11 protein-coding genes are annotated in these 13,778 nt (G+C 72.4%); 2 read left to right on the top strand and 9 right to left on the bottom strand.

Annotation, left to right across the window (positions count from 1 at the left end; all coding sequences use genetic code 11):
* Window positions 1-46 precede the first annotated feature (46 nt).
* From DVK03_RS03885 to DVK03_RS03850, 8 genes are read right to left on the bottom strand one after another with little or no spacing between them, the layout of a single operon-like run.
* Window positions 47-3,112, bottom strand: a complete 3,066-nt coding sequence (locus DVK03_RS03885) for a hypothetical protein (RefSeq protein WP_115802267.1) — start codon at window positions 3,110-3,112, stop codon at window positions 47-49.
* Window positions 3,100-3,984 (bottom strand): hypothetical protein, encoded by an 885-nt coding sequence (locus DVK03_RS03880; RefSeq protein WP_115802266.1) that lies wholly within the window; start codon window positions 3,982-3,984, stop codon window positions 3,100-3,102. The genes DVK03_RS03885 and DVK03_RS03880 overlap by 13 nt, the downstream gene beginning before the upstream one ends.
* Window positions 3,981-4,373 (bottom strand): hypothetical protein, encoded by a 393-nt coding sequence (locus DVK03_RS03875; protein ID WP_013035432.1) that lies wholly within the window; start codon window positions 4,371-4,373, stop codon window positions 3,981-3,983. Before DVK03_RS03875 ends, DVK03_RS03880 begins: the two co-directional genes overlap by 4 nt.
* Window positions 4,351-4,821 (bottom strand): hypothetical protein, encoded by a 471-nt coding sequence (locus DVK03_RS03870; protein ID WP_004064877.1) that lies wholly within the window; start codon window positions 4,819-4,821, stop codon window positions 4,351-4,353. The genes DVK03_RS03875 and DVK03_RS03870 overlap by 23 nt, the downstream gene beginning before the upstream one ends.
* 54 nt (window positions 4,822-4,875) lie before the next feature.
* On the bottom strand, window positions 4,876-6,639 hold the full coding sequence (locus DVK03_RS03865) for a pilus assembly protein (protein WP_115802265.1): 1,764 nt from the start codon (window positions 6,637-6,639) through the stop codon (window positions 4,876-4,878).
* Window positions 6,633-8,615 carry an ATPase, T2SS/T4P/T4SS family gene (locus tag DVK03_RS03860; RefSeq protein WP_115802264.1) on the bottom strand — a complete coding sequence of 661 codons (1,983 nt, stop codon included), beginning with the start codon at window positions 8,613-8,615 and terminating at the stop codon, window positions 6,633-6,635. Before DVK03_RS03860 ends, DVK03_RS03865 begins: the two co-directional genes overlap by 7 nt.
* A gap of 32 nt (window positions 8,616-8,647) precedes the next feature.
* Window positions 8,648-9,109, bottom strand: a complete 462-nt coding sequence (locus DVK03_RS03855; RefSeq protein WP_115802263.1) for a hypothetical protein — start codon at window positions 9,107-9,109, stop codon at window positions 8,648-8,650.
* Window positions 9,106-9,732 carry a hypothetical protein gene (locus DVK03_RS03850; RefSeq protein ID WP_004064881.1) on the bottom strand — a complete coding sequence of 209 codons (627 nt, stop codon included), beginning with the start codon at window positions 9,730-9,732 and terminating at the stop codon, window positions 9,106-9,108. The genes DVK03_RS03855 and DVK03_RS03850 overlap by 4 nt, the downstream gene beginning before the upstream one ends.
* Window positions 9,733-9,853: 121 nt before the next feature.
* Here DVK03_RS03850 and cetZ2 point away from each other — a divergent pair, with 121 nt between their 5' ends.
* Both cetZ2 and DVK03_RS03840 read left to right on the top strand, forming a co-directional pair.
* Window positions 9,854-10,936 carry a tubulin-like protein CetZ2 gene (cetZ2, locus tag DVK03_RS03845; RefSeq protein ID WP_004064883.1) on the top strand — a complete coding sequence of 361 codons (1,083 nt, stop codon included), beginning with the start codon at window positions 9,854-9,856 and terminating at the stop codon, window positions 10,934-10,936.
* A gap of 205 nt (window positions 10,937-11,141) precedes the next feature.
* The gene (locus DVK03_RS03840; RefSeq protein ID WP_115802262.1) at window positions 11,142-12,251 is read left to right on the top strand and encodes a glutamate-cysteine ligase family protein; all 1,110 of its coding nucleotides are present in this window, start codon (window positions 11,142-11,144) and stop codon (window positions 12,249-12,251) included.
* A 15-nt stretch (window positions 12,252-12,266) separates the two neighbouring features.
* Here DVK03_RS03840 and DVK03_RS03835 read toward each other — a convergent pair whose 3' ends face one another.
* Entirely contained in the window at window positions 12,267-13,616 is a 1,350-nt protein-coding gene (locus tag DVK03_RS03835) for an alkaline phosphatase family protein (protein WP_004064887.1), read from the bottom strand.
* Window positions 13,617-13,778: the final 162 nt, after the last annotated feature.

Raw genomic sequence — 13,778 nt, 5'->3', positions numbered from 1 at the left:
CGGCGTTCCGGCGGCAAAACGGTTGCCACTCGGGTCGTATTGGCGGCTACTCGTCGAGCGGGCAGTCGGCCGCGACGGTACAGCCGGGGCCGCCCTGCCACCCCTCGGAGCGCTCGTCCGCGTCGCCGTCGATGTCACCGACGCCGACGCCCGACGGCGGCACCGCGACGACGATCGTCGTCTCCACGTCGAACGAGACGCGGTCGCCGCGACCGACCGTCTCGGCGGTGCCGTCGTCGTCCCAGTCGAGGGCGACCGTCGAGCCGTCGCGGGCGTACGTCAGCGACTCGGCGTCGCCGCGGGCGTGGACGCGGAACTGCGCGAACTCGCCGGCGACCGCCACGTCCCAGACGTTGACCGTGGCGTACCAGGAGCCGGGGACGGGCGCGACCGGCATTCCGGCGGGGATGCGCTTGAACGACGTGTCGAACCGCGAGTCGAGCGTGTCGTTCAGGCGGTCTGCGACCGCGTCCTCGGTCGCGCTCATCGCCGCATCGGTCGCGGTGTCGGAGACGGCCTGCTGGCGGGCGGTCCGCGTCGTCTCGACGGTCCGGTTCGTCAGCCGCTGTGGGACCGTCGTCGAGCGGTCGCTGCGAACGGCTCGGAACGCATCGTCGAGGCGGAGTTCGAGGAGGTCGGCCTCGACGGTTCCCGGAGCGGCGGCCTCGACGGCGATTGCGCGCGCCGCGGAGCCGTTCGTAATCGCCAGCGCCCGATGAGCCGGGTCGTCCCACGCGCCGAGCGAGCGCTCCAAGATTCGCTGGCGCTCCGTCACGGAGTGGTTGGTGTGGTCGCGAAGCGTGTGGCGGGCGGCCTCCTCCGCGGGAACGACCGACCGGTCGACCGCGGTTTCGAGCCTGTCGCGGCGGTCGGCAAGCGTCTCGTTCGTTGCGTTCGTGTTTTCGAGCGTCGAGTCGGCCGCGAGGAGCGTGCGGGCCGCGACGCGGAGGGGAACGCGGCGGTTCGCGCCGAACAGCGGTTCGAGAACCGTGTCGGCGGCGTCGCCGTAGGGGAGCGTAAACAGGTTCGTGTTGCGGGCGACGAGCGGGTGATACGTGCCGCCCCGGGCGACCGTGGGGACCGCAGCGCCATCGAGGCCGCCGAGCGAGAGGTACATCGGGTCCGCGTCGGGGACGAATCTGACGCCGCTTTCGTTGGCAGTTCCGTTCGCGCCGTCGGCTCGCGAGTCACCGAGCGCCGCGCGGGCGACCTCCTCGGCGCGGACCGCCTCCGAGAGCGAGCCGAACTCCGCGTCCTTGCTCTCGTTGTTGGCCGCGTCGCTCGCTGCCGCGGTCTGGTTCGCCCGGCGGTCGAGCGTCGCCAGCACGCGGTCGAGGTAGGTCGCGCGAACCGCGACGCGAGCCCGGTCCGCGACGCCGTCGTAGGCGGCCGGCGCGTCCACGAGGTCGCTGCGGTCGGCGCGGAGGTCGGACGCGAGCTCTGCGGCGGGGTTCACCTCGCCCGCGGCGACTCGCCGCGCAGACACCGTCACGCGCCGGTCTCTGACCCGGTCTGCGAGCGCGATGAGGTCCGAGCGAACCCAGCGGTCGAGGCCGGCTGCCATCGGTGCGGTCGTCTGTCGCGGTTCGGGCGGGGTGCCGGTCACAACATCGCAGGCGATGTCGTCGAAGCCGCCGCGCGTCACGACCATGTCGGCGGCCGCGTCGGCGGCCGCGGCGAAGTTTTCGCCGTCGAGCGCGCCGCCGGAGGTGGCCGCGGGGTCGATGGGTCGAACGGGGGCTGAGACGGCGGCCGGGTCGACGACGGCCGCGAGGTCGACGCGCGTCCTCGTCTCCGTTCGCGCTTCGGTCTGGAGCGTTTCGTTGCCCCGGCGGAACGTTCGAGTGGTCGTCTCGACCGTCGTCACGATGCGGGAGCCGGCGTCGACGACGACGGTGTCGGCGTCGACCGCCGGAGTTCGCGTCGGCACCGTCTCGGCCGACGACGACGTGTCGGTCGAGATGCTGACGAGTGTCCATCCGCGTCCGGAGTTCTCCGGCGGGTCTTCGGTCCGAGAGAGAACGTCCGTTTCGGCGTCGATTTCCACCCCGGCGCGGTGGGCGTCCGCGACCACGTCGTCGTAGGCCGGCGCGTCGCCGCGGCCGTCGAGGAGGCCGACAAGCGCGTGGTCGGCGGCGGAGCCGACGGAGGCGTTGATGGTCCGGTTCGTCGGGACCTCGCTCGCGGGCGACTCCGCGTCCGGGTTCGGTGCGGGGAGCGCGTTCGCCAGTTCGGGCGCGGCGGGGGCGCCGGTCTGCGAGAGCAGGCTCTGGGCACCGACGCGGACGGCGTCGCGGCCGGTCGCGCCGCGGGCGTCGGCGTCCGTCGCCCCGAACGCCTGCTGTTCGGCGAGGAGGACGCCGGCGTTCGTCGCCAGCGCGGCGTGGTCGTTCGAGACGACGTTGTCCACGGGCGCGCCGGCGTACTGGCTCCAGCCGCGGGTCCACGCCGAGGCCCACAGCGCGGTCGTCACCGTCGCGTCGAGCGTCCCGCCGTCCAGCGCGTTCGCGTCGAGGCGGCGCTCGAAGGATTCGGTCCGGTCGTGGAGCGCGAGGACCGGCGTCCGGACGCCGACCGTCGTAGTGACTGAGTCGGCGGCGACGGTGCGGCCGCCGCGGGCGACTTCGACGGAGACGTTCTCGACGGTCGCGACGAGGACGGTTCCGTTCTCGCGACTCGATATGGAGACGCGGTCCATCGCGTCTCGCAGGCTCGACTCGTTCGTCGGTCGCGGCAGGGTCGCGGTCGCGTTCACGTCGCCGCGGCCGACCGAGACGGCGCGGAGCCGCTCCGTCGCGGCCAGCGCGATGCGGAGCCGAAGATAGTCGCGGAAGGTGTGCTCGTCCGAGAGCAGTCGCCCGGCGGTCGTATTCGCGGGCGAGGTGACGGGGTTCGCCGCGGCCTCGCGCGCCGCGTCGCCGACGGCCGCGCGGACGGCGGCGTCGGCCTGCGCGGTCGCGCGGTCCATCGCGTCGTCGACGCGGCGGTCGGCCACGGGGTCGTGGGCCGAGAGCGCGCCGGAGAACGTCGCGCTCCCGACGAGCAGTAACACGCCGAGCAGGGCGAACGGAACCCGCCCCCGGTCGTCGGCGGCGAGTCTCACAGCGACCACGTCCTGACGACGACGGTGACGCGTCCCACGGAGACGGCCTCGGCGGCGGCGCGCGGGGTGTCGTACCGGGCGCGCATCGTCTTTGCGAACCGCGGATTCAGCGCCGCGGCGAGGTCGGCGTTGGCGGCGCGAGTCTCCTCGCGGGCGACCTCGGGCGCGACGGAGGCCCCCGCCAGCGCGCCGGCCCGCTCGTAGCGGTGAGCCATCAGCGTCGATACCGGCTCGTCGCCGCGGAGCGCGAGCCGGGCGAGCGTCGGCGGGAACAGCCCGGCGACGGTCCGGTCCGCGACGAGCCGAGCGACGGCGTCGAAGCCGTCGTCGCTGGCGGCGATGGCGTCTTCGCGCGCTGCGGGGAACCCGCTCGGCACGTCGAGCGTCGCGGAGTGAACCGTCGCCGAGGACGGCGGCTCGGGACCGAGCGTGTCGTTCGCGCGGACGGACGAACCGGGGAACGGCGTCCACGAGACGGCGACGGAGACGCCGCGCGTCGGGAGTTCGGAGGCGACGCGGGCGGCGGCCCGCTTCCGGAAGTCGTCGCGGGCGCGGGTCAGGCGAACGCCGTCGACGGTGACTGCGCCGAGCGTCGAGCGGGCGAGGAGTCCGGCGAGGCTGCCGTGGGCGGTCCGTTCGAGTTCGCGGGCGTCGATGTCGTCGGCATCGAGCAACGACGGGTCGGCCGCGTCGACGCCGGGTGAAAGCGAGTAGTTGACCGTCGCGGTGCTCGTGGCCAGCGACGAGGCGACCCCGTCGGCGTCGACGGCGGCATCGCCGTTGAGGCCGGTGTCCGCGCCGGCGTCCGCGGTGACGACGAGGCCGATGCTCGCGCTCACGAGGAGTAGACACACCGTCACGTCGAAGACGAGGTCGGTCATCGCCACACCTCGACGCGGAGCGTGCCGAAGCCGACGCGTCCGGGCTCGGCGCGGACGGTGACCCGAGTCGAATCGGTGTCGGCGTCGGCGGGCGCGTCGGGGCCGACGGCGCGGCGGTCGTCGTCGACGGCGACGACGACGCGGCAGGAAAAGCCGTCCGGACAGGCGTCACGGGCGTCGGAGAGCCGCGAGAGGACGACGACGCCCGAGTCGTCTTCGAGCGCGGACTCGACGTTCGACAGGGTCGCGGACGCGAGGTCGCGGTCGGCGGTCGGCATCGACTCGTCGAGCACCGTCGCGTAGCCCGAAATCGCCGCGCAGACGACGAGCAACGCGGTGAGCGCGGCGACGGGCGAGGCCTGTGCTCTACGCCGAGACGACGGTGACATCCGTTCCCTCCCAACTGACGTGGCGGACGACGAGCAGTTCGCTGGCGGGCCGCCACGAGGCGTCCCGGTCGCGTGCGGTCTCGGCCGCGGCGTCGAACTCGGCGGCCGTGTCGAAGACGGCGCTCGGGGGTGCGCCGCGGGCGACCGAGCCGAGTCGAGAGTCGGGGGTTGCCGGCGTGACCGGGCCGAATCCGAACGTGGCGTGCGCCGCGCCGCCGTCGTTTCGGAGCCCGATGCGGTGCGGGCCGATGCGGACGGCGTCGGCGTCGAGGTCGTGTTCGGCGGTCGCGTCGTAGTCGGCGACGGCCACGGTATCGACGGCGTCCGCGACCCCCGAGGCGTCGGGTGCGGGCGTCACCGGGAGGCCGGCGACCGTCCCGATGAGGACGGTCGCGGCCACCGAGAGCGCGGTCCACGTGTAAAGCGTATCGAGCGGTGCGTCGAGCATAGACCGGGGTGGTCCCGTCCGGGTATATAAACCTCAGCACGAACTCGCGGCGGCTCAGACGAGCGTCCCCGCGGCGGCGAACGCGACGGCGAACGTCGCCGTCGCCGACACGAGCGCGCGGCCGACGCGGGAGGCCACGAGGTGGCGGTCGAGGCCGTGTTCGACGCCGACCGAGAGCGTCGTCAGAATGACCGCCGAGAGGAGGACGTACGCGCCGACGGCGAGTCCGAGGTCGGCGGTCGAAAGCGGCGTTGCGACGGCGGTCTGGTCGAGCGTCTTCGCGGGGGCCATCCCGTCGGCGAGCGCGACGGTCGCGCCGGCGACGAGCGGCCCGAAGACGGCGGCCGTGTTCGACAGCGTCTCCGTGACCGAGGCGAGTTCGCGGCGGGCCTCGGCGTCGAGTCGAGACAGCGCGGAGAGCTGGTCGGCCATCGAGACGATGGCGCGGCCGGCGGGGCGGCCCTCGCTGGCGGCGAGGCCGAGGAGCGTCGCCACGCCCGCGACCCGGGGGCTCGGCGTCGATTCGAGGACGCCGTACTCGCCGCGGAACGACTCGACGACGCCCACGCGGAGGCGACGCTGGACGCCGACGGCTTCGTCGAGCAGGTCGCCGGTTTCGCCCGGGACCGAGGTCGCCGCGCGGGCGAGCGCGGATTCGACGGCTTCGCCCTCGCTGACGGCGCGTCCGACGAGGTAGAGCGCGTCGGGGAGGCCGTCTTCGACCGCGCGGACGCGGGCTCTGAGCGCCACGACCGGGCGGGCCGCGACGAACAGCGCGGTTCCGGTCCCGAGGCCGGCGGCGGCGAGCGGCGCGAGCCACGGTGCGACGAGCGCGTCGGCGGCGACGAACCCGACGATGCCAGCGACCGCGCCACCGGCGACGCCGAGGAGTCGGTGGTCATCGACCGCGGGGTGGGACGCATCGACCGAGAGCGGCGCGAACGCGACCGGCCGGCGGACGAGCACCCACCCGACGGCGGCGAGGAGGCACGCGGGAAGCGCCACGTCGTAGACGAATGCGACGTGCGCGGCGGTGACGCCGACGCCGGCGACGCGGGCGGCGGGGAGCGCGCCGACGAGCGCGAGCGGGAGCAGGACGCCGAAGGCGTAGACCGCCGTCACCGGCCCGCGGACGGAGCCGACGAAGTCGGCGAGGCGGTCGCGGGTTCCCTCGCGAACGACCTCGTGGGCGCGGTCGAGGGCGCGGTCGCGCTCGCCGGCGGGAACGTCCGCGGCGGTCTGCAAGAGCGCGGTCGAACGGTCGAGCGCCGGGAACCACGCGCGCCACGCGTCGGCGAACGCGGAGAGTCCCGCGGTCGGCGTTCCGCGGGCGCGGTCGGTGTGCGCGGCGAGCGAGGTCGAAAGCGGGTCGTCGCCGCCGCGCGCGGCGAACGCGCTGGCCCGCTCGACGGAGGGCTCGATGCGCATCCGAAGCGCGATGCGGCCGACGAGTTCCGGCGCGTTCCCGAGCGCCCGCGTCCGGCGGAGCGTCGCCAGCCAGACGGGGAGCGTGTGAACCGCGTGGGTCGCGCCGAGCGCGGCCGCGAGCGCGACGAAGACGACGGTGACGGTCGGAAGTCGAGCGACGAGCGCGACGAGTCCGCCGAGCAGTCCGGCGGGGAGCGCCGCGCCGTAGCCCGCGGCGACGACCGTCTCGGGAGCGAGGTCCGAATCGAGAAACGCGAGCGAGCGGCGGAGTTCGTCGCTCGGCTCGGCGTCGATGGAGTCGGGCGAGAGCCGCGCGAGCGTCGTCGCGGCCGTGCGGACCGCCGGATTCGAGTCGGGGTCCGCGGGCGCATCCGTGTCCGGGTTCAGCATCTCGAACCACGCTCCGCGCGGGCCGCGGCGAGGTCGTCTGGAGCCGTCCGCTCCGTCTCGGCGAGCGAGGCGAGGTGAGTGGCGCGGGCGTCGAGCGCGTCGAGCACGTCCGCGTACGACTCGCCGGGGCGGGCCAGGGATTCGACCGCGAGGCTGTCGCCGCGCGCGACCGACCCCGTGGGTTCGAGGGCGCGCCCGTCGTGTTCGAACAGCGTCTCGAACGCCGCGTCGTCGCCGACGGGGCGGACCTCTTCCACGCGGGCGACGCGGTGTTCGTCAGCGTGTTCGCAGGTAACCACGAGGTCGGTGGCGGCGAACGACGACGCCGGGACGCCGAGGTCGGAGACGACGCGCTCGCGCACGTCGGCGGCCCCGTCGCCGTGAATGGTTCCGAGGACCGCGTTGGCGTTCGCGCCCACGCGCATCGCCTCGTAGAGGACGGCGGCCTCCTCGCCCCGGACTTCGCCGAGCGCGAGCGCGCCGTCGCCCAGTCGGAGCGCCGCGTGGAGCGCCTCCTGCGGCGTCGGCTCCGGGCCGCCGGTCGTGTCGGTTCGGAGCGACTGTACGTCGCGGTCGGCGTCAAGCAGGCTCGACGCCGGCAGCTCCGGCGTGTCCTCGATGAGCACCGTGCGAACGTCGCGCGGGAGTTCCCACAGGAGCGAGCCGAGGAACGTCGTCTTGCCGGCCCCGCGGGAGCCGGCGACGAGGAGCGAGGCCCCGCGTTCGACCGCGAGCGAGCAGAGCGCCGCGGCGTCGGCCGACAGCGTCCCGTTGGCGACGAGCGCGGGGAGCGTCAGCGGCGTCTCGTCGTGGCGGCGGAACGCGAAGCCCAGTCCGTCGCTGGCGGGCGCGGTCACGCCCGCGACCCGGACGTTCGCGCCGCCGGCCTCGACGACGGTGTCGAGCGTCGGGTCGGCGCGGGAGAACGACGCGCCGCTCACGCGTCGCAGGCGGGAGGCGAGCGACTCCGCGCCGCCGGGCGCGAGGCGGACGTTCGTCGGCATCGAGACGCCGTCGGCGACGACGCGAATCGGGTTCTCGTCGGCGGGCGTCGAGACGTACACGTCCGAGACCGCGGGGTCCGAAAACAGGTCGTCGAGAACGCCGTTACCCGTGGTGTGCTTCGCCAGAATCGCCGCGAGCGTCTCGACCGGGGCGTCCGCGTCCGCGGCGAGTCGGACGGCGCGACCCGGCGCGCGGGGGCCGGCGTCGACGATGCCGCGGGCGAGTCGGTCGTGGGCGGCTTCGAGCGTCCGCGCGGCGCGCTGGTCGAGCGTCGATTCGGGCGGCGTGAGATGGTAGACGGGGCCGCGCGGGCACTCGTAGCGGCGGGCGACTGCGCCGGTGTCGAGGTCGGTCGCCTCGACGAGTCGCCCGTCGGCCGGTGGACGGGGGTCGACGCGAGAGCGTGCGAGCGTCGGTCCGACCACCGCCCGGAGTGCGTCGCCGTAGTCGGCGCTTCGGGACGCGCCCTCCGCGAGCCCGGTCTCGACGGCGGCGCGGCGGACCGGCCCGGCGCGACCCGTCGCCTCGTGGGCGGCTCCGAGCGGGTCCTCGCGGGCGCGGTCTGCGAGGCGGTCGTCGCGGAAGCGGACGCGCTCTGCGAACCGGCCGGCGGCGACGAGCAAGCCGGTCGCGTCGGCGTCGTACCGGCGTTCGAGTCCGTCGGCGCGGACGACGAGTCGGTCGGCGTCGCGGGTTTCGAGCGCCTCGACGACCGCCGCGCGGCAGGGGGCCGAAGTCGAGAGCGACCCGCGGTGCGGGCAGTCGCCGGCGTCGACCGCGAGCGTCACGGTGTTGTCGTCGGGGCGGTCGGTGGGCGTCGAGAAGGCGGGTTCACAGCCGCAGTCGCCGGCGGAGTCACGGGAGTCGCGCTGGCTGCCGGTCGCGTCGGCGAGCCGGTCGCCGAGCGCGTCCGGGAGCGCCGCGGCGACGGTTTCGGAGAGGGAGTCGATGGAAGGTGAGCCGAGGGGCATACGGGGTCGTGGTCCCGTCCGGGTATTTGAACCTACGCCGCCGACTGGTTGGCCGTCGCGGGGGCGATGACGACGACAGAACCGCCCGCAGCGGCTTCGAGCGTCAGTCTGAGTCGATGCTCGCCCGGTCCGAGGGCGAGTCGGTCGCCGGCGACGCGAGTCCGAGGACCGCCGACGCGACGGACGACAGTCGAGCCGGTGGTGACACTCGCCGACAGTTCGACGCCGTCGCCGCCGCGAACCGTGAGGTTGGAGACACCGGCGGCCCGCCACGACCCGGACGGAACGTCGAGGACGACGTGCCGCTGCGCGCCCGCGACGCCGGCCGGCGTCGGGTCTTCCGCGGCCGAAAGCGTCGTGGCGGCGTGCGCGATATCGTCGGCCAGCGAGCCGATTTTGACCGTGGTCGCGTCCGCTCTCGCCGCGTCGGCCGCCGGGAAAACGACGCCCGCGATGGCGACCGCGAGCAGACACGTCAGAACGACGCGAATCACAGCGCGTCGCGGAGGCGGGCGGCCAGTCCACGGTCGGCGGAGTCGCCGCGGGAATCGGTGGGTGCGCCGGAATCGGGAGCGGCGCGAGACTCGGGTGAGGGGGTGGCGGTGCCGGTTCCGAGACCGGTCTCCGCGGCGCGCTGGGAGCCACTACCGTCACCACCGTCGGTAGTCCGTCCGGCGTGCGACGCCGCTTCCGAGGCGAGCGCGTCGGTCGACCGCGAGGGCGCGGGCGACGCCGTCTCGTCGACGAGTTCCGATTCGAGCGACTCGGCCTTGGCGAGCGCGGCGTTCGCCCGGCGTTCGACGTCTTCGTTGACCGCGCGGACGCCGCCGAGGTAGCCGCGCATCGCCTGCGTCGCGGCGTCCATCTCGTCGAGGCGGTCGGTGAGCGACTCGACCGCCGATTCGAGTTCGGTGACCCGGCGTTCGATGGCCGCGAGGTCTTCGAGCGACGAGAAGTCGGCGTCGCCGTCGGTGATGGTGCGCTCGACCGCGTCGAGTCGCGCGGCGAGGTCGGCGGTGCGGTCGGCCGTACGGTCCGCCGCGGGCGGGGCGCTGGAAGCGGGCGAACCGAGTTCGGTGTCGACAGCGGCGTCGGAGCGAGTTGGGTCGGTCGTCATAGACCGGCGTGGTCCCGCCATCCGTCATAAAGCTCCGGGCCAGCACCCGAGTCGAACAGCCAGATGAGATAACAGTCCCCATGTGAGGAATGTTCAAGGGAGTCGCCGGAGTGAATCATGTATGAAAACCGTCCTGATTGGTGTGGGGCAGGCGGGTGGGAAGCTCGCGTCGGCGCTCCAGTCGTTCGACCGGCAGATGGGCTTCGGCGCGGTGCTCGACGCGGTCGCGGTGAACACCGCGAAAGCGGACCTCCAGTCGCTTCCCGTCGAAACCGTACTCATCGGCCAAGACCGCGTCAACGGCCACGGCGTCGGCGGCGACAACGAACTCGGAGCCGCGGTCATGGAGTCGGACCAGACCGAGGTCATGTCCGCCCTCGACGGCCGCGTGACGGCCGAGGCGGAGTCGATTTTCGTCGTCGCCGGCCTCGGCGGCGGCTCCGGGTCCGGCGGCGCGCCCGTCCTCGCGAAGGCGCTCGCCGGCGTCTACGACGTGCCGGTGTACGTCCTCGGCATCCTGCCCGGGGCGGACGAAGGGGCGCTGTATCAGGTGAACGCCGGCCGGTCGCTCAAGACCGTCGCCCGCGAGGCCGACGCCGTCCTCCTCGTCGACAACGACGCGTTCCGCTCGGCCGGCGAATCGATGAGCGAGGGCTACGACGCCATCAACGAGGCCATCGCTCGCCGCGTCGGCTTGCTTCTCGCGGCCGGCGAAGCCACCGAGGGCGTCGGCGAGAGCGTCGTCGACACCTCCGAGGTCATCAACACCCTCCGTTCGGGCGGTATCGCCGCGCTCGGCTACGCGAGCGCCGAGGCCTCCCCGAACGCCGAGGACAACATCAACGCGGTCATGAGCACGACCCGCCGGGCCGTCCTGACGGGGACGAGCCTGCCCGACGCGAGCGACGCGGACGCCGCGCTGGTCGTCATCGCCGGCGAGCCCGACACCATCCCGCGGAAGGGCGTCGAGCGAGCGCGTCGCTGGGTCGAAGACGAGACCGGCAGTATGCAGGTCCGCGGCGGCGACTTCCCGCTGGAGAGCGGCCGACTCGCGTCGCTCGTCCTCCTCGGCGGCGTCGAGCGCTCCGAGCGGGTCGAGTCGTTCATGGAGCGCGCCCGCGAGGCCATCGACAAGGCGGAGACCGAACCCCGAGAAGACCCCAAAGGGATGTGGCACAGCGACGACCTCGACGACCTGCTGTGACAACCGACCCCTGTCGTTTGCGACACGAACGACCAACAAACGAGTCATTTTAAAGACGGTTGTCCATCGATTCCGCGACGACTGCCCAGTCTGCGAATACTTTTTCCGTCTCCCTTCCCATCCGTGGTATGTGTTAACAATATCTTCTCTCGGGGGCGCGAAACGATGCACGTGAGAACTGACTCGGCACAACGCCGGAGTCGCCATGTCTGAGTCGGCCTCGGACCCGCTCCGGCGAAGTATCGAAGTCGAGTACTGGGTCGTCGAGGAAGACGGGTCGTTCACCGACCCGGGTGGGCTCGTCGACGCCTCACCCGGGGCCGAACGGGAGTTCGTCGAGCCGGTGTTGGAGGTGAAGACGACGCCGTGCGACTCGGCGGCCGAGTTGCGCAAAGAGCTGTACGAACGGCTCGGCGACGTGCTCTCGCGGGCCGAGGAAGTCGGCAAGCGACTCGTCCCGCTCGCCACGCCGGTCAGCGACGAGACGGTGACGGAACTGGAGAGCGACCGGACGCGCATCCAGAACCGCGTCGTCGGGTCGGACTTCCAGTACGCGCGGCACTGCGTGGGGACGCACGTCCACGTCGAACAGCGCCCCGGCCGCGAAATCGACCAGTACAACGCGCTCGTGGCGCTGGACCCCGCGCTGGCGCTCGTGAACTCCTCGCCGTACTACGACGGGAAGCGGTTGGCGGCGGGCGCGCGGTCGAAGCTGTACCGCCGGATGACCTACGACGACGTGCCGCATCAGGGTCGGCTGTGGCGCTACGCCGACGACACGCGGGAGTGGTCGCGCCGCCTCGAACGCCGGTTCGAGGAGTTCCTCGTGCGCGCCGAGGAGGAGGGCGTCGACCGGGCGACCATCGAGGCGAACTTCGACCCCGAGAGCGCGATTTGGACGCCGGTGCAACTCAGGGCCGAGTTCGGCACGGTCGAGTGGCGCTCGCCGGACTGTTCGCTCCCGAGCGACGCGCTCAGGCTGGCGAACAGCGTGGCCGACGTGGTACACCGTCTCGACGACGCGACGCTCAGAATCGAGGGCGAGACGGGGCGCGTGACGGACGACCGGGTCGTGCTCCCCGAGTTCGACGCGGTGCTCCGGTACGTCAACGCCGCCATCGAGGACGGCCTCGACTCCGAGACGGTGCGGTCGTATCTCGACCGGATGGGGTTCGACGTGGGTGCGTACAGCCCGGTGTCGCACGAAATCGACGGCCGCGAGACGGTCACGGCCGCGGAGGCGCGGGAGTTGCGACTGACCCACGCCGACCGGCTCGAACGGGACGTTCGGAACGCGGTCCGGCAACGAGAGTGAGAAACCGCCGACCGCTTACTGCTGGATGAGGCTCGCGCCGTCGAGTTCGGTGCGGCTGTACTCGACGTCCATGAGGTCGAGGATGGTCGGGGCGATGTCGTAGAGGTCGGCGTCCTCGATGACCGCGCCGGGGTCGTCGACGTACAGCGTCGCGTTGTCGAACGAGTGCATCCCGTTACGGGGGCCGACGCCGAACACGTCGTCGTGGCCCTTGAAGCCGGACTTCAGGTCGAAGCCGTGGTTCGGGATGACGACGAGGTCGGGGGCGATGTCGTCGTGGTCGCCGCGGAAGGCGTCTTCCTTGACGACGACGCGGTCTGCGACCTTGTTGCCGTCGGGGCCTTCGAGCGCTTCGAGTTCCGCCTTGAGTTCGTCGCGGACCGCCTCGTACTCGGACTGCGGGACCGACCCCCGTGGCTCGCGGCCTTCGAGATTGACGAAGAACCGGCCGGGAATGAGCGAGTACGCCTTCGAGTCCTCGTCGATGTCCGACAGCGCGTCGTGGTCGTCGTCCTCGTAGGAGAGCCAGCCGTTCTCTTCGAGCCACGTGTTGCAGTGGACCTCGTAGTCGAGGGAGGTAAAGCCGTGGTCGGACGCGACGATGAGCGTCACGTCCTCGGGGAGGGCGTCGCGGATGCGGCCGAGGTAGTCGTCGACGGTGCGGTAGAACTCCATGAAGGCGTCTTTGTTCTTCCCGTCGCGCTCGTAGTCCTTGAACAGGAAGTGGTTGACGCGGTCGGTCGTCATGAAGACGCCGAAAAAGAGGTCCCAGTCGTCCTGGTCGATGTAGTGCTCGAACGCCTCGTAGCGCCGGTCGAGCGTCTTCCGGGCGTCCTCCATGAACGCGGTCTTGTCCTCGTCGTGACCGAGCTTCGCGTTCACGTCGATTTTGTAGTTCATCTCGGAGAGCGTGTCGCGGAAGTCGTCGGGGTAGGCGGCCTTGTCGACGCCGGGCGAGAGGAAGCCCGAGACCATGCGCTGGACGTTGCGCTGGGGCGGGAACGTCACGGGGACGTTCATGACGGTGGCCTTGCGGCCGGCGTCGGTGACGCGGTCCCAGACGCGGGTGGCCTGCACGTCGCGTCCCATCGGGACGTACGTGTCGTAGGAGCCGACCTCGCGGTCTTGGAAGCCGTAGACGCCGGTCTCGCCGGGGTTGACGCCGGTCGTGAGCGCCGGCCAACACGCCGAGGACTCCGGCGGGACGATGCTGTCGATGTCGCCCGCAGAGCCCTCGTCGGCCAGCGCCGCGAAGTTGGGGAACTCGTCGGGATGCTCAGAGAGGAGAGTGAACGGAACCCCGTCGATACCGATGAAGGCGACGCGGGGGTGGTCTTTGCCGCGGAGACGGTCGAACAAACCCATACCTCACGGTATCCAAGACGAACCATAAGAAGGTTCGTCTCTCCGCCGGGGCTTGCGACGAGAGACGACGGAGACGCGGCCGCTGTCGGAGAAAGCGGCGAATCTCTCCGGGCGACCGCGGGGCGCTGGCCCGTCGAGGACCTGTCAACGTCGAAGCAGGCC

The sequence above is a fragment of the Haloferax sp. Atlit-109R genome (genome assembly GCF_003665865.1).
Lineage (GTDB): Archaea > Halobacteriota > Halobacteria > Halobacteriales > Haloferacaceae > Haloferax > Haloferax volcanii.
Note: the sequence above shows the minus strand (reverse complement) of the source record. Positions and strands in the feature narration are given on the sequence as shown.